General features: G+C 66.8%; 21 protein-coding genes. 9 read left to right on the top strand and 12 right to left on the bottom strand.

Translation table 11 applies throughout. The features are described 5' to 3' along the window. Positions 1-60: 60 nt before the first annotated feature. Positions 61-1,329, bottom strand: a complete 1,269-nt coding sequence (gene purD, locus ACYP5B_RS32230; protein ID WP_400093837.1) for a phosphoribosylamine--glycine ligase — start codon at positions 1,327-1,329, stop codon at positions 61-63. Positions 1,330-1,434: 105 nt separating this feature from the next. Next, positions 1,435-2,160, bottom strand: a complete 726-nt coding sequence (locus tag ACYP5B_RS32225) for a YebC/PmpR family DNA-binding transcriptional regulator (protein WP_267605899.1) — start codon at positions 2,158-2,160, stop codon at positions 1,435-1,437. A gap of 258 nt (positions 2,161-2,418) precedes the next feature. On the opposite strand from ACYP5B_RS32225, the gene ACYP5B_RS32220 reads away from it, so the two are divergent. Continuing rightward, the gene (locus ACYP5B_RS32220) at positions 2,419-3,966 is read left to right on the top strand and encodes a helicase HerA-like C-terminal domain-containing protein (RefSeq protein WP_400093839.1); all 1,548 of its coding nucleotides are present in this window, start codon (positions 2,419-2,421) and stop codon (positions 3,964-3,966) included. 13 nt (positions 3,967-3,979) lie between these two features. Here ACYP5B_RS32220 and ACYP5B_RS32215 read toward each other — a convergent pair whose 3' ends face one another. The 4 genes from ACYP5B_RS32215 to ACYP5B_RS32200 all read right to left on the bottom strand — a co-directional run bounded on the left by ACYP5B_RS32215 (position 3,980) and on the right by ACYP5B_RS32200 (position 7,356). Continuing rightward, entirely contained in the window at positions 3,980-4,126 is a 147-nt protein-coding gene (locus ACYP5B_RS32215; RefSeq protein WP_459572346.1) for a DUF3149 domain-containing protein, read from the bottom strand. Between the two features lie 137 nt (positions 4,127-4,263). After that, positions 4,264-4,914: a uracil phosphoribosyltransferase gene (gene upp / locus ACYP5B_RS32210; RefSeq protein WP_400093842.1), complete on the bottom strand. Its 651-nt coding sequence runs from the start codon at positions 4,912-4,914 to the stop codon at positions 4,264-4,266. Between the two features lie 114 nt (positions 4,915-5,028). After that, positions 5,029-5,988: a Bug family tripartite tricarboxylate transporter substrate binding protein gene (locus ACYP5B_RS32205; protein ID WP_459572389.1), complete on the bottom strand. Its 960-nt coding sequence runs from the start codon at positions 5,986-5,988 to the stop codon at positions 5,029-5,031. Positions 5,989-6,201: 213 nt separating this feature from the next. Then, positions 6,202-7,356 (bottom strand): acyltransferase family protein, encoded by a 1,155-nt coding sequence (locus ACYP5B_RS32200; protein WP_459572345.1) that lies wholly within the window; start codon positions 7,354-7,356, stop codon positions 6,202-6,204. A gap of 299 nt (positions 7,357-7,655) precedes the next feature. On the opposite strand from ACYP5B_RS32200, the gene ACYP5B_RS32195 reads away from it, so the two are divergent. From ACYP5B_RS32195 to ACYP5B_RS32180, 4 genes are all read left to right on the top strand, one after another. Then, the gene (locus ACYP5B_RS32195; protein ID WP_459572344.1) at positions 7,656-8,678 is read left to right on the top strand and encodes a DMT family transporter; all 1,023 of its coding nucleotides are present in this window, start codon (positions 7,656-7,658) and stop codon (positions 8,676-8,678) included. Between the two features lies 1 nt (position 8,679). After that, positions 8,680-9,468, top strand: a complete 789-nt coding sequence (locus ACYP5B_RS32190) for an SDR family oxidoreductase (protein ID WP_400093846.1) — start codon at positions 8,680-8,682, stop codon at positions 9,466-9,468. 118 nt (positions 9,469-9,586) lie between these two features. Next, positions 9,587-9,973, top strand: coding sequence for a methylglyoxal synthase (locus tag ACYP5B_RS32185; protein WP_006162443.1), 387 nt, complete (start codon positions 9,587-9,589; stop codon positions 9,971-9,973). A gap of 66 nt (positions 9,974-10,039) precedes the next feature. Next, complete coding sequence (locus ACYP5B_RS32180) at positions 10,040-11,014, top strand: quinone oxidoreductase family protein (RefSeq protein ID WP_400093847.1); 975 nt, start codon at positions 10,040-10,042, stop codon at positions 11,012-11,014. 18 nt (positions 11,015-11,032) lie between these two features. On the opposite strand, the gene ACYP5B_RS32175 is transcribed toward ACYP5B_RS32180, so the two are convergent. The 6 genes from ACYP5B_RS32175 to ACYP5B_RS32150 form a co-directional block, all read right to left on the bottom strand. After that, entirely contained in the window at positions 11,033-11,326 is a 294-nt protein-coding gene (locus ACYP5B_RS32175) for a YkvA family protein (RefSeq protein ID WP_459572343.1), read from the bottom strand. Between the two features lie 262 nt (positions 11,327-11,588). Beyond that, the gene (locus tag ACYP5B_RS32170; RefSeq protein WP_400093849.1) at positions 11,589-12,734 is read right to left on the bottom strand and encodes a BMP family ABC transporter substrate-binding protein; all 1,146 of its coding nucleotides are present in this window, start codon (positions 12,732-12,734) and stop codon (positions 11,589-11,591) included. A gap of 180 nt (positions 12,735-12,914) precedes the next feature. Continuing rightward, entirely contained in the window at positions 12,915-13,835 is a 921-nt protein-coding gene (locus ACYP5B_RS32165; protein WP_043344569.1) for an ABC transporter permease, read from the bottom strand. A 17-nt stretch (positions 13,836-13,852) separates the two neighbouring features. Then, entirely contained in the window at positions 13,853-14,953 is a 1,101-nt protein-coding gene (locus tag ACYP5B_RS32160; protein ID WP_459572342.1) for an ABC transporter permease, read from the bottom strand. After that, positions 14,946-16,535: an ABC transporter ATP-binding protein gene (locus ACYP5B_RS32155; protein WP_459572341.1), complete on the bottom strand. Its 1,590-nt coding sequence runs from the start codon at positions 16,533-16,535 to the stop codon at positions 14,946-14,948. Before ACYP5B_RS32155 ends, ACYP5B_RS32160 begins: the two co-directional genes overlap by 8 nt. Before the next feature lie 431 nt (positions 16,536-16,966). Further along, entirely contained in the window at positions 16,967-17,896 is a 930-nt protein-coding gene (locus ACYP5B_RS32150) for a pirin family protein (RefSeq protein ID WP_459572340.1), read from the bottom strand. Positions 17,897-18,597: 701 nt separating this feature from the next. On the opposite strand from ACYP5B_RS32150, the gene ACYP5B_RS32145 reads away from it, so the two are divergent. From ACYP5B_RS32145 to ACYP5B_RS32130, 4 genes are all read left to right on the top strand, one after another. Next, positions 18,598-19,314 (top strand): ABC transporter permease, encoded by a 717-nt coding sequence (locus ACYP5B_RS32145; RefSeq protein ID WP_459572339.1) that lies wholly within the window; start codon positions 18,598-18,600, stop codon positions 19,312-19,314. Positions 19,315-19,411: 97 nt separating this feature from the next. Next, a complete protein-coding gene (locus ACYP5B_RS32140; protein WP_459572388.1) occupies positions 19,412-20,296 on the top strand; it encodes a glycine betaine ABC transporter substrate-binding protein in 885 nt (294 codons plus the stop codon). Between the two features lie 10 nt (positions 20,297-20,306). Continuing rightward, the gene (locus ACYP5B_RS32135) at positions 20,307-20,954 is read left to right on the top strand and encodes an ABC transporter permease (protein WP_459572338.1); all 648 of its coding nucleotides are present in this window, start codon (positions 20,307-20,309) and stop codon (positions 20,952-20,954) included. A 2-nt stretch (positions 20,955-20,956) separates the two neighbouring features. Beyond that, a complete protein-coding gene (locus tag ACYP5B_RS32130) occupies positions 20,957-22,132 on the top strand; it encodes an osmoprotectant ABC transporter ATP-binding protein OsmV (RefSeq protein ID WP_459572337.1) in 1,176 nt (391 codons plus the stop codon). The last annotated feature ends 306 nt before the right edge of the window (positions 22,133-22,438 follow it).

Below are 22,438 nucleotides of genomic sequence, written 5' to 3'. Positions count from 1 at the left end.
GCGGCCCATGGCGAGCACCGCAGGGCTCGCCATGGGCCGCGCAGTAGATCTATTCGCCCTTTACCGTTTGATGGCGCGGTAGCCGATGTCGGTACGGTATTGCATGCCATCGAAGTGGATCTTCTCGGCCGCGCCATAAGCCGCGCGCTGCGCCGCCTTGACGGTATCGGCCAGCCCGACCACGCACAGCACGCGGCCGCCCGTGGTCAGCAGCACACCATCCTTGAGCGTGGTGCCGGCGTGGAAGGTCACGCTGTCGTCGGTCTCGGCCGGGATGCCGGTAATGGTGTCGCCCTTGCGCGGGGCATCGGGATAGCCAAAGGCGGCCATCACCACGCCCAGCGCGGTGCGGCGGTCCCAGTCCAGTTCGATCTCGTCGAGCTTGCCGTTGACGGCGTGCTCCATCACATCGACCAGGTCGGTCTTCAGGCGCGCCAGGATCGGCTGGGTTTCCGGGTCGCCCATGCGGCAGTTGAATTCCAGCGTCTTCAGGTTGCTTTCGCTGTCGATCATCAGGCCGGCATACAGGAAGCCGGTGTAGGTGATGCCGTCCTTTTCCATGCCGCGCACGGTCGGCATGATGATCTCGCGCAGCGCGCGTGCATGCAGCGCGGGCGTGACCACCGGGGCCGGCGAGTACGCGCCCATGCCGCCGGTATTGGGACCGGCGTCGTGATCGAGCAGGCGCTTGTGGTCCTGGCTGGTCGCGAGTGCCAGGACGTTCTTGCCGTCCACCAGCACGATGAAGCTGGCTTCCTCGCCCTCGAGGAATTCCTCGATCACCACGCGCGCGCCGGCGTCGCCGAGGCGGTTGTCGGCCAGCATCATGTCGACCGCGGCGTGCGCTTCTTCCAGCGTGGCGGCAACCACCACGCCCTTGCCGGCGGCCAGGCCGTCGGCCTTGATCACGATCGGCGCGCCCTGCGCGTCGATATACGCGTGGGCCGCGGCGGCGTCGTTGAAGGTCTGGTAGGCGGCGGTCGGGATGCCGTGGCGCTGCATGAAAGCCTTGGCGAAATCCTTGGAGGATTCCAGCTGGGCCGCCGCTTGCGTCGGGCCGAAGATCCGCAGGCCCTTGGCACGGAAGATATCTACGATGCCGGCCGCCAGCGGCGCCTCGGGGCCGACCACCGTGAAGCTCACGCCTTCGCGCTCGGCAAAGGCGGCGAGCACTGCCGGATCGGTCAGGGGAACATTCTGCAGCCGCTTGTCGAGCGCGGTGCCGCCGTTGCCCGGCGCCACGTACACCACCTGCACCTTGGGCGACTGGGCCAATTTCCAGGCCATCGCGTGTTCACGACCACCCGAGCCGACAACCAATACTTTCATGATCTACTGCCAGAAAAAATGACGCATGCGAAATGCGAAAAGCGGCAGCAATGGCTTATCGAGCCGCGCTGCCGCCGTGAGGCGAGGTCTTACCCGATCCCCGCCTTACTCCTCGATCACCGCGTTGGTGAAGACTTCCTGCACGTCGTCCAGGTTTTCCAGGGCGTCGAGCAGCTTTTGCATCTTGACGGCGTCGTCGCCGGTGAAGCTGACTTCGTTCTGCGGCTTCATCGTGACGTCGGCCATCTCGGCCTTGAAGCCCGCGGCTTCCAGCGCGGCCTTGACCGCGCCGAAATCGTTGGGCGGGCACAGCACTTCGATCGAGCCGTCGTCGTTGGTGACCACGTCGTCGGCGCCGGCTTCCAGCGCCGCTTCCATCAGCTTGTCCTCGGCCGTTCCGGGGGCAAACAGGAACTGGCCGCAATGGGTGAACATGAACGCCACCGAGCCTTCCGCGCCCATGTTGCCGCCGTTCTTGGAGAAGGCATGACGCACTTCAGCCACGGTACGGGTACGGTTGTCGGTCAGGCAGTCGACGATGATCGCCGCGCCGGCCAGGCCGTAGCCCTCGTAGCGGATTTCTTCGTAGTTGGCGCCTTCCAGGCCACCCACGCCGCGCTGGATGGCGCGCTGGATGTTGTCCTTGGGCATGTTCGCATCCATCGCCTTGTCCATGGACAGGCGCAGGCGCGGGTTGGAGTCGGGATCAGCGCCGCCGAGCTTCGCGGCGACGGTGATTTCCTTGATCAGGCGGGTCCAGACCTTGCCGCGCTTGGAGTCAGCCGCGGCCTTCTTGTGTTTGATATTGGCCCATTTTGAGTGACCGGCCATGATTCTCTCCGCAGCGGAAAATGTTTGACGCGCGTGCCTTGGCGTTGCGCGCCGGCTGTGCCGGGCGGGCAACGGATGCTCGCTGGCGGCGCGCCGGGTGGTTTATGTGTCTGTGAGCCGGCCTGGGGGCTGGCTATAATCAGCCCAGCATTTTATCACGCGGCCCCGCCGCCGCTGGCCTCCCGATCACGGGAGCCGCCGGGAAAGGCGGGGACGGTCGCGGCGAATGCGCCGCGCGGCTTGCCAACCAGAGAGACCATGGCCGAACCCATCATCATCGCCAAGAACGCCGAGCTGGAACTTGCCCTGCTGCCCGAGATGGGCAACCGGCACGGCCTGATCACCGGCGCCACCGGCACCGGCAAGACCGTGACCCTGCAAAGCTTGGCCCAGGGCTTCTCCCGGTTGGGCGTGCCGGTCTTCATGGCCGACGTCAAAGGTGACCTGACCGGCATTTCCCAGCCGGGCAAGCTCTCCGACAAGCTCAAAGCGCGCCTGGCCGAGCTCGGCCTGCCCGAGCCGGTGTGGGGCGCCTGCCCCACCACCCTGTGGGATGTGTTCGGGCAAAAGGGCCATCCCGTGCGCGCCACGGTCTCACATATGGGGCCGCTGCTGCTGTCGCGCATGCTGGAGCTCAACGACACCCAGCAGGGCGTGCTCAACCTGGTCTTCCGCATCGCCGACGCCAGCGGGCTGCTGCTGCTCGACGCCAAGGACCTGCGCGCCATGCTGCAGTACGTGGGCGACAACGCCGGGCAGTTCACCACCGAATACGGCAATATCTCTGCGGCCTCGATCGGGGCTATCCAGCGCGGGCTGATGGCGCTGGAGTCGCAAGGCGCCGACGTGTTCTTCGGCGAGCCCATGCTCAACCTGGATGACTTCATCCAGACCGAGAACGGGCAGGGCGTGGTGAACATCCTGGCTGCCGACAAGCTGCTGAATTCGCCCAAGCTCTACGCCACCTTCCTGCTCTGGCTGCTGTCGGAGCTGTTCGAGAAACTGCCCGAGGCGGGCGATCTCGACAAGCCCAAGCTGGTGTTCTTTTTCGACGAGGCGCACCTGCTGTTCAACGACGCGCCCAAGGCCCTGCTCGACAAGATCGAGCAGGTGGTGCGGCTGATCCGCTCCAAGGGCGTTGGCGTGTATTTCGTCACGCAGAATCCCGTCGACATCCCCGATACCGTGCTGGGCCAGCTCGGCAACCGGGTGCAGCATGCGCTGCGCGCCTTCACGCCACGCGACCAGAAGGCCGTCAAGGTGGCGGCCACCACCATGCGGGCCAAGCCGGGGCTGGATCTGGAGAAGGCGATCGGGGAGCTCGGCGTGGGCGAGGCGCTGGTGTCGCTGCTCGACGCCAAAGGCATCCCCGGCATCACCGAGCGCGCCTGGGTGCTGGCGCCCGGCAGCCGGATCGGCCCGATCACCGACGACGAGCGCAAGCAGTTGCTGGCCAGCTCGCTGGTGGCGGGTACCTATGAGCAGACCATCGATCGCGCGTCGGCTTACGAGAAGCTCAAGGGCCGTGCCGCCGCGCCTGCGTCTTCTCCCACCGCTGCCGGCAGCGGCGCACCCGCGCCCGTGCCCACGGCAGGCCAGCCGGAGCCCGCGCAGGGCGGCGGCTGGCTGGACCAGGCGGGCGAGATCTTCGGCGGGTTGACCAAGGGCACCGGCAAGACCGGGCGTGGCGACTCCATCCTGGAGTCGATGGCCAAGTCGGCTGCGCGCACGGTGGGCTCGCAGGTCGGGCGCGAGCTGATTCGCGGCGTGCTGGGCAGCTTGCTAGGCTCGGGCAAGAAGAAGTAGGCGGGGGGAGGGCTCAGCGGCGTCGCGCCGCTGCCTCGTCTTCCCGCATCTTGCGCAGGAACAGCCGGATGAAGAACCAGCCCATGCCGATGATGAAGGCAATGACGGCCAGGCTCATCAGCCCGGTGGGGGTCGAAAACAGGATCTTCAAGGCTGCCATGTGGGTCTCCCAGGTCAGGCGAGGCACACCGGACGGTGTGCCTCTGCCGATACCGATAGTCTAGGGAGAGCCGCGGCCGGCGGGATTGAGGCCGGTCAAGCCGGGCGCAGACGAAGGCCCGGACAGGCAGGGAACACTCAGTTCTTGGTGCCGAACAGCCGGTCGCCCGCGTCGCCCAGGCCCGGGATGATGTAGGCGTGCTCGTCCAGGTGGCTGTCCAGCGAGGCGACAAACAGTTTCACGCCGGGGTGTGCCTTCTGGAACACTTCGACGCCTTCCGGCGCTGCTACCAGCGCCACGAACGTAATCGCATCGTCCTTGACGCCGCGGCGCTTGAGCACATCCACCGCATGCGCGGCGGAGTAGCCGGTGGCGACCATCGGGTCGCACAGGATAAAGCTGCGGTCTTCCACGTCGGGCAGGCGCACCAGGTATTCCACCGGGCGGTGCTGCTCGTCTCGGTAGACGCCGATATGGCCGATGCGGGCCGAGGGAATCAGCTCGACCAGGCCGTCGCTCATGCCCACGCCGGCGCGCAGCACCGGCACGATGGTGAGTTTCTTGCCGGCGATCACCGGCGCGTCCAGCTCCACCAGCGGCGTTTCGATGCGGCGCGTGGTCAGCGGCAGGTCGCGCGTGATTTCATAGCCCATCAGCAGTGTGATCTCCCGCAGCAGCTCGCGGAACGTGCGCGTGGAGGTGTCCTTGTCGCGCATATGGGAGAGCTTGTGCTGGATCAGCGGGTGATCGAGGATGTACAGCTTGGGAAAACGGGGATCTTGCTTCATGGCGGGTAGGCGGCTGGAGTGGGCGCGAGGGCCCGTTGCAGCCGGATTGTAATGGATGCGGTGCTGCCCGCCCCCGGCGATCCTCCCGCCGCAAGCGCGCAGCCCCGCGTGCGCTCAATCCACCGAGATGCTGGCGCTCTTGGCGACCTTGCCGAATTTCTCGTACTCGGACAGCGTCAGCGACTGCAGGTCCGCCGCGCTCGAGCCCTTGGGGTTGAAGCCCGCTTGCACCAGTTTGTCCTTCACGTCCACGTTGCCCAGCGCCTCGACGAAGGCGGCATTGAGCGCTTGCACCACCGGCGCGAGCAGCCCGGCCGGGCCGTACACGCCGAACCACGGCTCGACGGCGTAGCCCGCCAGGCCGGCCTCGGCCAGCGTTGGCACATTCGGCAGCGCCGGCGAGCGGCTCTTGCCGGCCACGGCCAGCGCGCGCAGCTTGCCGCCCTGGATGTGCGGCAGCGAGGCGGGCAGGTTGTCGAACATCACCTGCACGTGGCCGCCGAGCATGTCGTTGATGGCCGGGCTGCTGCCCTTGTATGGCACATGGGTCAGGCCCGTTTGCGTCATCTGCGAGAACATCGCGCCCGCCAGGTGCATGGACGTGCCGGTGCCCGCGGTGGCGTAAGTCAGGCCAGGATGGGCCTTGGCGTAGCTGACCAGTTCGGCCACGTTCTTCACCGGCAGGCTGTTGCTGACTTCCAGCACGATGGTCGAGGTGCCGAGCAGGCTGACCGCGGTGAAATCCTTGCGCGGGTCGAACGGCACGTGCTTGTAGATATGCGGGTTCAGCGCATTGGTCGAGATGGCGCCGAAGCCGATGGTGTAGCCGTCCGGCGCGGCCTTGGCGACCGCTTCCATGCCGATATTGCCGCCCGCGCCGGGGCGATTCTCCACCACCACGGGCTGGCCGAGTTTCTCCGCCACCTTCTGGCCGACCGTGCGCGCCACCAGGTCGGTGGTGCCGCCCGCGGCGTAAGGCACGATGAAGCGGATCGGCTTGACGGGGTATTCGGCCGCGTTGGCGACCGATGGCAGCCAGCCGCATGCGAGCGCGGCAACCGCGGCGGCGGCCATCATCAGCGGGCGGGCGGCAGTTTGCTTGTCGACTGGAACGGGAATGCGCGAGGAAAGCGTAGCGAGGGGTGCTGCCGTCATGAATGCTCCTGGTTTTTCTTATGCGGCGCGCGTGTGACGCGCCGACCGGCGAGCTTACGGCAGTTTCAGGATGGCTGCCAGGGTTGCCCTCAGGGCAGGCTGGCAAGCGAGGCAAGAGCGTGGCGGCTCGCGCTAGATATTCTGCCCGCGCTCCGCCGCCGGCAGCGCCGGGCGGCCAAGCAGGTCGCGCACGCGCCGCGTATTGCGCTCGAATACCCAGTACACGGCAAAGGCATAGGCATAGCAGCCCACCAGGATCAGCGCCACCAGGCCAAGGCTGCCGGCGCCGACGGGCTGGCGGACCTTGACCAGGGCCGCGGCGATGAACAGGGCCAGCGGGAAATGCGTGAGGTAAAGCGAGTACGAGAATCCGGACGCCACCGTAGCCAGGCGCGACAAGCCAGCGGGGCCGATACGGATGCGCGTCGACAACACGGTCAGCAGCAGCACGAAGAAGCCCAGCGCGACAGCGGCGTCGGCGTATGGCCGATGCTTGGCGAGCGCAATGGCGGCGAGGAAAACCAGCAACGCCGGCAGCACCAGCCACCTGCGCCGAGCGATCGCCGCCACCTTCGCCAGCCGCGGCTCCAGGGCTTGCGCCAGCACGCCCAGCAGCCAGTACAAAAAGCCTTCGACCAGGCCGTGGAACAACCCCATCGTGACCAGCGCCGCCAATACGCACAGCAACACCTGCGGCGTGCGGCGCAGGTGCCAGGCGCCGTATAGCGCAGGGAACCAGAGGTAGTACCAGAACTCGTTGGCCAAGCTCCACAGCGGCCCGTTGGAGCCGTAGGTCTGGCAGGCAAGGGTCTGCAGGAAGGCTGCGTTGCAAACAAATCCCCCGGCGCCGAGGTTCTGCGAGATATCGATCTGCTGGACCGCGTTGCCCTCGGTGCCCTGGTAGAACGGTCCCCACGCCAGGTGGATCCCTGCGCTGTCCCAGAACAGGCCGAGCAGCAGCGCGGGCAGCAATACGATCCATAGCCGTGTCATGCGGTCGGCCAGGTAGCTGCGCCAGGACCAGTCGCCACGCGTCATCTTGCGGCGCACGGTGCCGCCCACCAGGTAGCCCGAGAGCAGGAAGAACACGATCACGCATTCGTGGCCGACGCTGCAAAGCGCGTAGAACAGCTGCAGCGCTACGCCGGCCGCACCGCCATGCGGGCCGCTCGCGCCATAGTCGACGATGACCAGCGCCCGGATATGACCAAGGCAGACCAGGCCCGCGGCCAGCGCCCGGATCAGGTCCAGCACATCGTATTGTCTGCTTCGGTCCGTGCCATCCACGACCAGTCTCCCGGTTCCGGCTCGCCAGGGCTGCGGGCGGCACACGGCGGCCCGCAGCGCGCGACTCTACTGGGCAGAGCTTAGCCTGGCGGCCACGGCGTGGAGGTGCGCCATCCCACATAGCGAAAGCCGCGTTGCATGATGGTTCCTTCAAAGGGAAGGTTGGGGCACGTCGCCCAACACCTGTACGCAGCACAATGCGCATCGGATGCAATTGCCTCTTTTCGAATACAATGGCTCGCGTCCCTGGCGGGCCGCCCGCGTCCAGCGGCGCGGGGCCCCACTATCCGGCTTCTCCCTTGTCTGCATCCCAACTTTCCCGCTCCTTGCCTGCCACCGAGCTGGCATCGCAGCGCGCCGGCCTGGCCGTGGCTGCCGTCGGCGCCATCCTCTTTTCCGGCAAGGCGATCGTCGCCAAGCTGATGTACCGCTACCAGGTCGACGCGGTCATGGTCATCAGCCTGCGCATGCTGTTTGCCGTGCCGCTGTTCATGGCGATCGGCTGGTGGCAGTCGCGGCGCCTGCCGGCGCTGTCCTGGGCCGATCGCGGCCGCATCGTGTTCCTCGGCATCATCGGTTACTACCTGTCCAGCTTCCTCGACTTCCTCGGCCTGCAATACATCACGGCCGGGCTCGAGCGGCTGATCCTGTTCCTGACGCCGTCCTTCGTGCTGCTGGCCAGCGCCGTGCTGTTCAAGCGGCGCATCAGCATGCGGCAGTGGCTGTCCCTGGCGCTGGCCTATATAGGCATCGTGCTGGTTTTCGCGCATGATCTCGACGTGAGCGGCGGCCAGGTGTGGCTCGGCGCCGCGCTGGTGCTCGGCAGCGCACTGACCTACGGCGTCTACCTGATCGCGTCCGGCGAATTGGTGCAGCGCATCGGTTCGTTGCGGCTGGTGGCCTATGCGATGTGCGTTTCCACCGCCTGCTGCGTGGTGCAATATCTGGTGCTGCGCCGCCCGCTGGCGGCGCTGCTGCAGCCTGCGCCCGTGATGTGGCTTTCGCTTGCCAATTCGGTGTTTTGCACGGTGCTGCCGGTGTCGCTGACGATGGTGGCGGTGGCGCGCATCGGCGCGCCGATGGCATCGCAGGCGGGTATGCTCGGACCGGTCTCGACCCTGTTCCTGGGCTTCTGGTTGCTGGGCGAGCCGATCACCGGCGTGCAGCTCGCCGGCAGCGCGCTGGTCATGGGCGGGATATATTTGCTGTCAGCGCGCAGCGGCAAAGGCACTGCCAGGGCAGCAGGGCGCGGCGGCAGCGCGATGGATGCGCAGGACAACAAGCAGGCGGGTGGCCGCCTCGATGACACAAGGAGTCGATGAGATGGATCTAGGATTGCGCGGCAAGCATGCGCTGGTGTGTGGCGCCAGCAAGGGCCTCGGTTTTGCCTGCGCCGACGCGCTGGCTGCCGAAGGCGTGGATGTGGTGATCGTGGCGCGCGGCGCCGAGGCGCTGGAAAAGGCGGCGGCGGACCTGCGCGCGCGCCACGGCCGGCGCGTGATGGCGGTCGCCACCGACATCACCACCCCGGCAGGGCGAAAGCTGGCGCTGGAAGCCGTCGCCAAGCTGGGCGACCTGGACATCCTCATCAACAACGCCGGCGGCCCGCCCCCGGGCAATTTCCGCGACTGGGACCGCGACGCCTGGATCGCGGCGATCGACGCCAACATGCTGACCCCGATCGAGTTGATCAAGGCCACCGTGGACGGCATGATCGCGCGCAAATGGGGCCGCATCGTCAACATCACCAGCGGTGCCGTGAAGGCCCCGATCGATGTGCTCGGCCTGTCCAACGGCGCGCGCTCGGGCCTGACCGGCTTTGTCGCCGGCCTGGCGCGCGAAGTGGCTCAGCACGGCGTGACGGTGAACAACCTGCTGCCCGGCCCGTTCAATACCGACCGACTCTACAAGACCATGGAAGGCGGCGCCAGGCAGGCCGGCCTGTCGATCGAGGAGGTCTCGAAGCGCCGCGCCGCGCAGAACCCGAGCCGCCGCTTTGGCGAGCCGGCCGAGTTCGGCGCCACCTGCGCGTTCCTGTGCAGCCGCCACGCCGCGTACATGACCGGGCAGAACGTGCTGCTCGACGGCGGCGCCTACCCCGGCACGTTCTGAACGACTGCCGCACCCAATCCGCGGCGCGCGGGCGGCCTGGCAGCCGTGCCGCGCCGCGGGCGTTTTCCCGCCGGGCCATGCCGGCCCGGCCTTTCTCTGATTGGCCAGGATGATGCCGATGACTCCCCCTCGTATTGCGCTGATTGCGCACGACCACAAGAAAGACGACATCGTGGCCTTTGCGGGCCGCCATCGCGATTTCCTGTCGCGCTGTGAACTGCTCGCCACCGGCACCACGGGCGGCCGGCTGAGCGACGAAATCGGCCTGACGGTGACGCGCATGCTCTCCGGCCCGTGGGGCGGTGACCTGCAGATTGGCGCGCAGCTGGCCGAAGGCCGCGTGGGCGTGGTGATTTTCCTGCGCGACCCGATGACGCCGCAACCGCACGAACCCGATATCAATGCCCTGGTGCGCGCCTGCGACGTGCACAACGTGCCCTGCGCCACCAATGTGGCCACCGCGGATCTGCTGATCGCGGAGCTGCGGCGGCTGTATCCGGAGTAAGCCGCTTCAGCCGGCGTACTTCCGCATCAACACATACCAACAACGCATCAAAGAAAGGAGCGAGACATGAGCAAGGCCATCCGCATTTTCGAGACCGGCGGCCCGGAGGTGATGCAGTGGGTCGACGTCGAGGTCGGGGATCCCGGCCCCGGCGAGGTGCGCGTGCGGCACGAGGCGGTTGGCCTCAACTACATCGACGTGTATTTCCGCACCGGGCTGTACAAGCAGCCGCTGCCGGCCGGCCTCGGCATGGAAGGCGCCGGCGTGGTGGAGGCGGTTGGCGATGGCGTGAAGCACCTGAGCGTGGGCGACCGTGTTGCCTATGCCGGCCGTCCCACGGGCGCCTATGCGCAGGTGCGGGTCATGCCGGCCGATATCGTGGTGCGCCTGCCGGATGCCATCTCGTTCGAGCAGGGCGCGGCGATGATGCTGCAGGGCCTGACCACGCAATACCTGGTGCGTGACAGCTACCGCGTGCAGGCCGGCGATACCGTGCTGCTGCACGCCGCCGCGGGCGGCGTTGGCCTGATCGCCAGCCAGTGGCTCAAGGCGCTGGGCGCCACCGTGATCGGCACCGCCGGCAGTGATGAGAAGGCCGCGCTGGCGCGCGCGCATGGCTGCGACCACACCATCGTCTACACGCGCGAATCCTTCGTCGACAAGGTCAAGGAAATCACCGGCGGCAAGGGCGTCGCCGCGGTCTACGACTCGGTTGGCAAGGACACCTTCAACGGCTCGCTGGATTGCCTGAAGCCGCGCGGCACCATGGTGATGTTCGGCAACGCATCCGGCCCGGTGCCGCCGTTCGATCTGTCCGTGCTGGGCAACAAGGGCTCGCTGCGCATCACGCGGCCGACGCTGATGACCTATGTGGTCCACCGTGAACTGCTGGAGCCGATGGCGGCCGAGCTGTTCGAGATGGTGACCAGCGGCCGGGTGAAGATTGAAGTCCGCCAACGCTATGCGCTGGCGGATGTGGCACAGGCGCATCGCGACCTGGAAGGCCGCAAGACCACCGGCACGACCGTCCTGCTGCCCTGAGCCTGGCAGCCCGGGCGGCTAGCGGGCTCGCACCGTCTGGGCGCCGGCGCGCGCCTCGGCCTGCCGCAGCACATGCGGCGGCAGGCACTTGAGGATGAAGTGCACTGCCAGCGGGATCAGCACCACGTCGTCCATGAGGCCCACGACAGGGATGAAGTCGGGAATCAGGTCAATCGGCGAAATGGCATAGAGCACCAGGCCGAACGCGGCAGGGCGCAGCCAGCGCGGGGCGTCGGGATGGCGCAGCGCGTACCACAGCAGGCGGCCATCGCGCCGCACCAGGGTCCACAGTGCTGAAAATCGTTTCCACATGAGAGGCCTCCTTCACTTATTGCAAATGCCACTAGTGTGATCGAGCGCGATGAAGCGCGATCAAGCAGCGCGGCCGATTGCGCCACTCGCAGATAGCTTGGGCCGATCTTGGGCGCTTCAAGTTCCGCGGGGATTTCAGGCAGGGGAGGGGTGACGCGAAGGGCATCCAGGATAGGTGGCGGGGCCGGAGAATCGCCCCGCCACCGTGCCGGCAGGCCCGCGAGTGCGGACTGCCGGCAACTGCTTCAAGCGCTACTGGCGATCAGCCCGGGATCTTGCCTTCCACGCCTTCCACGTAGAACTTGATGCCATGCAGGAAGCCATCGTCGGCGACCTGGTCCTTGGTCAGCTGCTCCTTGCCGGTATTGTCCTTGAGCGGACCCTTCCAGATCGGCGCGGAGCCGTCGACCACACCCTTCTTGCGCTCTTCCACCAGTGCCTTCACGTCATCCGGCACCACGGCGTTGAAGCCCTTCAGGTCGATCATGCCTTCCTTGACGCCCCACCACGTGGTGCTGTTCTTCCACTGGTTGGCCAGCACGTCGCCGACCACCTTGTTGTAGTACACGCCCCACGAGATCACCGAGGCGGCCAGGTGGGCCTTCTCGCCGAACTTGCTCATGTCGCTGTCCCAGCCGAAGGCGTACACGCCCTTTTCCTGCGCGGTCTGCACCACGGCGGCGGAGTCGGTGTTCTGCATCAGCATGTCCACGCCCTGGCCGATCAGCGTGGTAGCGGCTTCACGCTCCTTGCCCGGATCAAACCACTTGTTCACCCACACCACCTTCACGGTAGCCTTGGGATTGACGCTGCGCGCGCCCAGGGTGAACGAGTCGATGTTGCGGATCACCTCGGGAATGGGCACCGATGCCACCACGCCCATCTTGCCTGTCTTGCTCATCTTGCCGGCGACCACGCCAGCCAGGTAAGCGCCTTCATAGGTGCGCACGTCGTATTGCGCGAGGTTTTCGGCGGTCTTGAAGCCGGTGGCGTGCTCGAACTTCACGTCCGGGAATTCCTTGGCGACCTTGAGCATCGACTCCATGTAGCCAAAGGTGGTACCGAAGATGAGCTTGTTGCCTTGCGCGGCCAGGTCGCGGAACACGCGTTCGGCATCGGCGGCGGATTCGGGCACGTTCTCGACGAAGGAGGTCTTCACCTTGTCGCCGTACTTTTCTTCCACGGCCTTGCGGCCGGCGTCGTGGGCGTAGGTCCAGCCGGCATCGCCGACCGGGCCGATGTAGACGAAGGCGACCTTGAGCGGCTCGGCCTTCTGCTCGGCGACGGGAGCGGAGGCCCCAGCCGCGCTTTGCGCCGGTTTTTCGGCTTCTTTCTTGCCGCAGCCCGCGAGAGCCAGCACGGCGGTGGCAGCCAGTGCGGCAAGGGTTTTCCTGCGCGTGACGATCATGATTTCTCCTTGTAATGACCGGGGTACTGAGTACCGATGTTTTGACTAAGGTTGCAACTGTGGCTCTGAACAACGAGGGCTTTAAGCCTGGAGTCTCTGATGGACTTTTGACAAACTGAGTAAAAACGAAAACGCGGCGCTGCCCGGCACGGCGCCTGGCAGGCACGGCAACAGGATCGGTCAGGCGGCACCGGGGCGGAACGGCTTGCCAAGCGAGGCCGGCATGTTCAGGCGGATCCACGCGGGGTTGCGCGAGATCAGCGCGAGCACGACGATGGTCGCCGCATATGGCAGCATCGACAGGATCTGCGACGGCACCGATACGCCAATGCCCTGCAGGTAAAACTGCAGGATGGTGACGCCGCCGAACAGCCACGCCCCGGCCCATACGCGGCCCGGGCGCCAGGTGGCGAAGGTGGTCAGCGCCAGTGCGATCCAGCCGCGCCCGGCCACCAGGTTCTCCACCCACATCGGCGTGTACACCAGCGACAGGTAGGCGCCGGCGAGCCCGCAGCAGGCGCCGCCGAACAGCAGCGCGCCAAAGCGGATCAGGCGCACCGGGTAGCCCAGCGCATGCGCGGATTCCGGCGACTCCCCAATCGCGCGCAGCGTCAGCCCGGCGCGCGTGCGGAACAGGAACCACATGATCGCGCCGCACAGGAACAAGCTGAAATACACCATCCAGTGCTGCTGGAAGAAGGCCGGCCCGAAGAAGGGAATGTCGGCCAGCCAGGGAATCGACTTGGCCTGCGACGGCATGGCAAAGCCGACAAAGCGCTGGCCCATGAAGGCGGACAGCCCGGTGCCGAAGATCGACAGCGCCAGGCCGGTGGCCACCTGGTTGGTGGCCAGCACCAGCGCCAGCCACGAGAACAGCGTGGCCATCAGCATGCCGGCCAGCGCGCCGGCGGCAAAGCCGATCAGCGGCGACTGGGTCTGGTAGCCGACCATGAAGCCGAACGCCGCGGCCACCAGCATCATGCCTTCGGCGCCCAGGTTGAGCACGCCGGCGCGTTCGTTGATGAGCAAGCCAAGCGCCGCCAGCAGCAACGGCGTGCCGGCGTTGATCGCGGTGGCGATAAGAGGGGCTAGTTGTTCCATGTCTTGTGGGCTCTCGCTCAGGCGGCCTTGGCGCGCCAGCGCAGGCGGTTGTCGATCAGCGTATCGCTGGCCAGCAGGAAGAACAGCAGCATGCCCTGGAACACCGAGCCAAGCGCCGAAGGCAGGCCCAGGCGCGACTGGGCCATTTCGCCGCCGATATAGAACAGCGACATGACGATGCCGCCAAACACGGTGCCCACCGGATGCAGGCGACCCACAAAGGCCACGATGATCGCGGTGAAGCCGTAGCCGGGCGAGATCGAGGGCAGCAGCTGGCCGATCGGGCCGGTTACCTCGAACGCGCCCGCCAGGCCGGCCGTGCCGCCGGAGATCATCAGCGCGCTCCACAGCGAGCGGCGCGCCGAGAAGCCGGCATAGCGCGCCGCCGCCGGGGCGGTGCCGCCCACCTGCAGGCGGTAGCCCGCGAAGCTGCGGAAGATGAACACGGTCATCAGCACCACCAGCACCAGCATCACCACAAAGCCTGCGTGCAGGCGCGAGCCCGACATCAGGTTAGGCAGCAGGAACTCGGAGGAGAACACCTTGGACTGCGGGAAGTTCATGCCGTTGGGATCCTTCAGCGGCCCGTTGACCACGTACAGCATCAACTGCTGCGCGATATAGGTCAGCATCAGCGACACCAGGATCTCGTTGGCGTTGAACTTGTCCTTGAGCGCGGCGGTGAGCGACGCCCAGAACATGCCGCCGGCCACGCCTGCCAGCGCGGCCAGCACCAGCACCACGGTGCTGTTCACACCATTGCCCGGCACGTCGAAGTACAGCACGGTGGCGCCGGCGAAGATGCCGCCGACGATGAGCTGGCCGTCAGCACCGATGTTCCAGATATTGGCGCGGTAGCACACCGAAAGCCCGAGCGCGCACAGCACCAGGGGCACGGTCTTGAGCAGTACCTCGCCAATGGCGCGGCGGTCCTTGAGCGGGTCGACCAGGAACACCTTGAGCGCGGCGACCGGATCCTTGCCGAGCAGCAGGAAGAGCAGGGCGCCGAAGGCCAGCGTCAAGGCCAGCGCGATGAAGGGCGAGGCATAGGCCATGCGGCGCGAGGGCAGCCCGCGCGGTGCCAGCGATACCGGCGAACGAAGGAGGAAATCAGCCATGGAGCAAGGCCTCCTCTTGTTCGCGCCGCCCGCCAGGGCCACCTTCCCAAAGGCCGCTCATCCACAGGCCAACCTGCTCGCGCGTGGCGTCCTGGGTGGGGATCGACGGCGACAGCCGGCCCTTGGCGATCACGTGCAGGCGATCGCAGATGGCGAACAGTTCATCCAGCTCTTCAGACACCACCAGCAACGCGCAGCCGGTGGCCTTGAGCGCCAGCAGCTCGTTGTGGATCTGCGCCGCTGCGCCGACGTCCACGCCCCAGGTGGGCTGGGCCACGATCAGCACCTTCGGGCCGCTTTCGATCTCGCGGCCGACGATGAATTTCTGCAGGTTGCCGCCCGACAGGCTCTTGGCCAGCGCGTCGGGCCCATTTGCCTTCACGCGAAAGCGGCCGATCACGGCTTGCGCCAGGCTGGCAGCTGCCTTGGGCGAAATCATGCCGCGCCGCACATAGGGCGCGGACTGGTGCGACAGCAGGATGTTGGCGGCCAGGCTCATGCCGGGCACGGCGCCACGGCCGAGGCGCTCCTCCGGCACGAAGGCCAGCCCGGCGCGGCGGCGCTGGCGCGCGTCCAGCTTGCCCACCGGCTTGTTATCCAGCGTGATGGCGTCGCGCGCGGCGCGCACGTCCTCGCCCGACAGCGCCGCCAGCAATTCCTGCTGGCCGTTGCCGGACACGCCGGCGATGCCAACGATTTCGCCGGCACGCAGGTCCAGCGAAATCCCGGAGAGCTCCGTCGCAAACGCATGCGCGCGCGGCAGCGAGAGTTCACGCACCGCCAGCCGGCAGGTGCCTGGCTCGGTCTGCACGCGCGCCTCGCGCGGCGGCTCGCCGCCGATCATCAGGCGCGACAGCGAGGCCGCGCTTTCCTGGCGCGGATCGCACACGCCGGTGACGCGGCCCATGCGCATCACGGTGGCGCTATGGCACAGCTCGCGGATCTCGTCGAGCTTGTGGCTGATGTACAGGATGCTGGTGCCTTCCGCGGCGAGCTGGCGCAGCGTGATGAAGAGCGTCTGCACCGCCTGCGGGGTCAGCACCGAGGTCGGCTCGTCCAGGATCAGCAGTTGCGGCTTGGCCAGCAACGCGCGCACGATTTCCACGCGCTGGCGCTCGCCCACCGACAAGGTGTGCACATGGCGGTTCGGCTCCAACGGCAAGCCATAGCGCTGGGCAGTCTCACGGATCTGGTCGGCCAGCTGCTTCATATTGGTGCCCGCGTGCGGGCTGCCGGCCCCCGCCTTGCTGCCCCGGGGCAGGCCAAGGGCGATGTTTTCGGTCACGGTCAACGTATCGAACAGCGAAAAGTGCTGGAACACCATCGCGATACCCAGGTTCCGTGCGTCGTGCGGATTATGGATGGCGGCGGGTGCACCGTTGAAGTGCATGTCGCCGGCGTCCGGCTTGACCGCGCCAAAGATGATTTTCATCAGGGTGGACTTGCCGGCGCCGTTCTCGCCGAGCACGGCGTGGATTTCGCCGGGGGCGACGACGAGGGACACGTCGTCGTTGGCGGTCACGCCGGGGTAGCGCTTGCTGATATGGGCAAGCGCCAGCCTTGGGGTTGTGCTTAAGGTCACTGAGGCGGCTCGAGTTGTTATGGCAGCAACGTGGATCAATGTTCGTATCAGGCAGCACCTCCTGCAGTGCGTGGGGCAGGATCGCCGTTACGCATTGCAGCAACCATGACTGGTCGGTGATGCCGTTTATTAACCTTGGATTATATAAGTGTGCGGGGTTTGGACGACCTGGTCGGGCCAGTTTTCTCGGCCCCGCAACGGATACAAGCAGGTTGCAAGTCGCATGCCGGGCGTTTCGGGCGGGGGCGCGGGCGGCTGGGCTGCCGAGGACGGCCAGCATGGCCGATGGGCGCGAAACCGGCGAGAAATTTGCGGAAAGCGGGAGGAACGGAGGAGCGGGGAAGGGGAGGGAGTCGGCGGCCAGGGCAGGACGCCCCGGCCTATGCCGGAACGGGGGCGGCGCGATGCCGCCCCCGATGGCTTGCGGCGTGTCAGGCGCCGTTGCTGACCGCGATCTGGTTGAAGCGGCCTTCGCGGAAATCGGCCAGGGTCTGGTAGATCTCCTCCTGGGTGTTCATCACGAACGGCCCATATTGCGCGATCGGCTCGCCCAGCGGCTTGCCCGCGATCAGCAGGAAGCGCGCATCGGCCGTGGCCGTGACGTTGACCCCGTCGGCGCCGGCGGCATTGTCCAGCACGCCCATGCGCTGCGCTTCCAGCACGGCGGCGTTGTTGCCGGTGCCGACCGCGATTTCGCCGCGATAGGTGTACAGGAAGGCGTTATGCCCTTGTGGCAGCGCTTGCGAGAAGGTCTGCCCTGCCGGCAACGACACGTCCAGGTAAAGCGGCTCCGTGACCGGGCGCGTGACCGCGCCAGCCACCCCATGGGAGGCGCCCGCCAGCACGCGCACCGTGGCGCCGCCCGGCAGTGCTACCGTGGGCACGGCGGAGGCCGGCAGGTCGCGGTACCAGGGCGCCGTCATCTTGTCCGCGGCGGGCAGGTTCAGCCACAGCTGGAAGCCTTCCATGCGGCCGTCTTCCTGCTCGGGCATCTCCGAGTGCACCACGCCGGCGCCGGCCACCATCCATTGCGCACCGCCGTTTTCGAGCAGGCCCTCATTACCGGCGCTGTCGCGATGGCGCATGCGCCCGGCCAGCATGTAGGTGATGGTCTCGAAGCCGCGGTGCGGGTGGTCGGGGAAGCCGCCGATGTAGTCGTCGCGGCTATCGGTGCCGAACGCGTCCAGCATCAGGAACGGGTCCAGGCGGCGCTGCAGGTTCTGAGTGAGCACGCGGGTGAGCTTGACGCCGGCGCCGTCCGAGGTGGCGATGCCGCGCACCACGCGGTCGACCGCGCGCGAGCGCTGAACGGTTTCCGCGGCGGTGGCTGGGACGGTGGGGGCGGTAGTGCGTTGTTCCATGATCGATCTCCTGTTGGCTGGGGGTGGCGGCAATGGCGCGCGGCCCCAAAGGCTACCCTCGTAATTTAAGGGTTTGGGCCAGAACCGGTAGAGGGCATCCGGGCAAAAGATTGTTCTGCCCATGGTACGGTCGGCCTCACTCGCTGTGTCATTTTTGGAACAACGCGCGTGGCGCCGAGATGTCATGCGAAGCCTGATAAAGGCAGCCAGAAAGCGGCGTGAAAACGCAAGGGAAGCGTGATGGTGACAAGATCGATGAAAATGGGTATAATAGCGCTCTCGTTGTCATCCGATGCCGCGTAATCATGTCGGCGTGTCGGGCAGGCAGGGCCCGGGCAGGCATTTTAAGTGCCGCCCCAACACCTTGCCTTCCCAAGCGTGGCACCGGCCGATTGATCCGGCGGCGCGTCGGAACCACCAAATTTGCGCTGCCACTGGCCTCCCGTTCCTGCACCTTGCAGCGGGTTGCGCCGCTCCCGGGACTCCCGCCTTTACCGGCACGGTGTCCCTTCAATTGGGTTTCCCGCTCTACAGCGTGAAACCCGGCGTCCGTCCACCGGCTCATCTGCCGGTCATGGCGGGCAAGGCAATCTAGTCAGGGCCGGCGGCCCCCATTTGCACCCGCCCGAGCCCACTTAGTTCGTCCGTCAATCCGGATGTGGCGTTTCGTGCCCACATTCGGCATGCGGACAGAGGGGAATATGTCCAAGCAATCCGTACAGGCGCTGGCCTGGGGATGTCTCACGCTTGCCGCGCTGGCCGGTCTGGTCACGTGGATCGGCGTGGATGCCATCCTGCAATATCAGGACCGCCTGTGGTACGACGTGGCCGACCACCTGCGCCTGGTGGCGTGGTCCATGGCGCTGGCGCTGGCCACCGGCATCCCGGCCGGCATCGGCCTGAGCCGGCCCTGCATGCGCCGCTGGGCCGACCGCCTGATGCAGATCTTCAATATCGGCAACACCGTGCCGTCGCTGGCGGTGCTGGCGCTGGCCCTGGCCGTGCTTGGCATCGGCGAGCGTCCCGCCATCCTGGCGCTGTGGCTGGCTTCGCTGCTGCCGATCGTGCGCAATACCTGCGAGGGCTTGCGCGGCGTCTCCCCGGCACTGATCGAGGCCGCGCGCGGCCTTGGCATGACCGCCACGCAGCGCCTGTTCCGGGTCGAGCTGCCCAATGCGCTGCCGGTGATCCTGGCGGGCGTGCGCATCAGCCTGGTGATCAATGTCGGCACGGTGCCACTGTCCTTCCTGATCGGCGCCAACAGCCTGGGCGAATTGATTTTCCCCGGCATCTACCTGAACAACCAGCCCCTGCTGTTGCTGGGCGCCGCGGCCACCGCGCTGCTGGCACTCGCCCTCGACGGCCTGTTCGCCACCGCGGGTTATTGCTACCTGCGCCGCCGCGGGCTGGCGCGCTAAGGCACTGATGGGCGCACAGAACATGAAGGAGAACCCGATGCATTTCATCACAAGCGCGCTGGCCCACGCGGGCCGCGCGGCCCGTGGCCACGCACGCATGCTGGCGAGCGTGGCCGTGCTTGCCGCCGTGGCAGCCCTGGCGCTGCCGGCGCACGCCGACACCGTTCGCGTAGGCGGCAAGAATTTCACCGAGCAGCTGATCCTGTCGTCGATGACCACGCAGTACCTGCAGGCCAAAGGCCTCGCCACCGAGCTGACCGCGGGCCTTGGCAGCACGCTGATGCGCCAGGCGATGGAAAGCGGCCAGCTCGATGTGGTGTGGGACTACACCGGGACGGCGCTGATCGTGTTCAACAAGGTCGAGGAAAAGCTCGGCGCCGAGGAAAGCTATGCGCGCGTCAAGACGCTCGACGCCGCGCGCGGCCTGATATGGCTCGACGCCTCCGGTATCAACAACACCTATGCGCTGGCGATGCCGAGAAAGCGCGCCGCAGCCGCTGGCGTGACCACGTTGTCGGCCTTCGCCGAGAAGATGCGCGCCGCCGGCGAAGGCACCGCCCATCCGTTCGCGGTCGACATGGAGTTTGCCGCGCGTCCCGACGGGCTGGAACCGCTCAAGACGCTCTACAAGCTGCCGTTCTCGCGCCGCGACGTGATCCAGCTCGATCCCGGCCTGGTCTACACGGCGCTGAAGAACGAGCAGGTCGAGCTGGGCCTGGTCTACACCACCGACGGCCGCGTCAAGGGCTTCGACCTGGTGCTGCTGGAAGACGACCAGCACTTCTTCCCGGCCTATAACGCGGTACCCGTGGTGCGCAAGGCAACACTGGACGCGCATCCCGAGCTCGCGGGCCTGCTCAACGCGCTGTCGGCCCAGCTCGACAACGCGGCCATGACCGAGATGAACTACAAGGTCGACATCGACCAGCAACCGGTCGACAAGGTGGCGCGGGAATTCCTGCGCGGCCACGGCCTGATCTGAGGAGGGCCGCATGGACTTGCTGACTTACCTCCAACACAGCTGGCCGACCCTGCTCAAGCTCACCGGCCAGCACCTGGCGCTGGTGGGCTCAGCGGTTGGCCTGGCGATCGTCGTCGGCGTGCCGCTGGGCATCCTGTGCGCGCGCTTCCGCTTTCTCGCCACGCCGCTCTTGACGCTGGCCACCATCGTGCTGACCTTGCCATCGATCGCGCTGTTCGGACTGATGATCCCGATCTTCGCGCGCTTCGGCCACGCACTTGGCTACGTGCCGGCGGTGACCGCGGTGTTCCTCTATTCGCTGCTGCCGATCATGCGCAATACCTGCGTAGCGCTCACCAATGTCGACGACGGCATCCAGGAAGCCGGCCGCGGCATCGGCATGACCACCTGGCAGCGCATGCGGCTGGTGGACCTGCCGCTGGCCGTGCCCGTCATCCTCGGCGGCGTGCGTACCGCCGTGGTGATGAATATCGGCGTGGCCACCATTGCCGCCATCATCGGCGCGGGTGGCCTCGGGGTGCTGATCCTGCAAGCGATCAGCCAGAGCAACATGAGCAAGCTGGCGATCGGCGCGGTGCTGGTCAGCGTGCTCGCCATCGTGGCCGATGCCTGCCTGCAGTGGTTGCAGCGGGCGCTGACACCGATAGGAATTCGCTGAACATGATTGAACTCGACCAACTCACCAAGACCTTCAAGCAAAAAGACGGCGCCGAAGTGCGCGCCGTCGATGCCGTTTCGCTCACGGTGCCCAAGGGCGAGATCTGCGTCTTCCTCGGTCCCTCGGGCTGCGGCAAGACCACCACGCTCAAGATGATCAACCGCCTCATCCAGCCCAGCTCCGGCCGGGTGCTGATCGACGGCGAGGACACCACCCGCGTGGATGAAGTCACGCTGCGCCGCAAGATCGGCTACGTGATCCAGCAGATCGGCCTGTTCCCCAACATGACCATCGAGGAGAACATCATGGTGGTGCCGCGCCTGCTGGGCTGGGACAAGAAGCGCTGCCGCGAGCGGGCGCGCGAGCTGATGTCGATGGTGCAGCTCGATCCCAACAAGATGCTCACGCGCTATCCGCGCGAACTCTCGGGCGGGCAACAGCAGCGCATCGGCGTGATCCGCGCGCTGGCGGCGGACGCGCCCGTGCTGCTGATGGACGAGCCGTTCGGCGCGGTGGACCCGATCAACCGGGAGAGCATCCAGAACGAGTTTTTCCTGATGCAGCGCCAGCTCGGCAAGACCGTGATCATGGTCTCGCATGATATCGACGAGGCCATCAAGCTGGGCGACCGCGTGGCCGTGTTCCGCGGCGGCAAGCTGGTGCAGTTCGATCATCCCGACGCGCTGCTGGCACGTCCGGCCGACGATTTCGTGCAAGCCTTCATCGGCCACGACAACACGCTCAAGCGCCTGCTGCTGGTGCGCGCCGGCGATGCCGCCACCATGGCGCAGACCTGCAGCCCCGGCATGCCGCTGGCGCGGGCCTTCGCCATCATGGACGAGGCCGACGTGCGTCACCTGCCTGTGGTGGACGACGCGCAGCGCACGCTGGGCTACGTCACGCGGCGCGATGCGCGCGCGGGGCAGGGCGTGTGCGCGGACGCGATGCGGCCGTTCATGGCGACCGCCGCGTTCGACGAGCACCTGCGCATCGTGCTCTCGCGCATGTACCAGCACAACACCAGCTGGCTGCCGGTGGTGGACGCCGATGGCGTCTACCTCGGCGAAGTCACGCAGGAGTCGATCGCCGACTATCTCAGCTCGGGCCGCTCGCGCGGGAACGCGCCGGTGATTCAGCCGCCGCAGGCGCCGGCTGCCATCGAGCGCGTTGCGGCGTAGTGCATGGCAAGTGCCAGATAGAAAGCGGGCCGGAATTTCCGGCCCCAGCTCGCTGACAAACCTGGAGCATTAGCCGAAGCCGCGAACGGGCCAAAGCCGCGCGCCATGACGACGGCTGTCTCTCCCTCTCCCCTCAGGGGGAGAGGGGTGGCTTAGCTAGGCGCCACTTGAAGCGTAGCCCGTGGTGTTTTCCAGCACGCAGGCGTAACGAGCGCCCGCCCTCTCCCCCGGCCCCTCTCCCACAAGTGGGAGAGGGGAGCAAACCGGCGGGAATAGAGAACCATTCGGTGTAGCCGTGATTTCCGC

Source organism: Cupriavidus sp. 8B, assembly GCF_054589115.1.
This window is presented reverse-complemented; position numbering and strand designations above follow the sequence as displayed.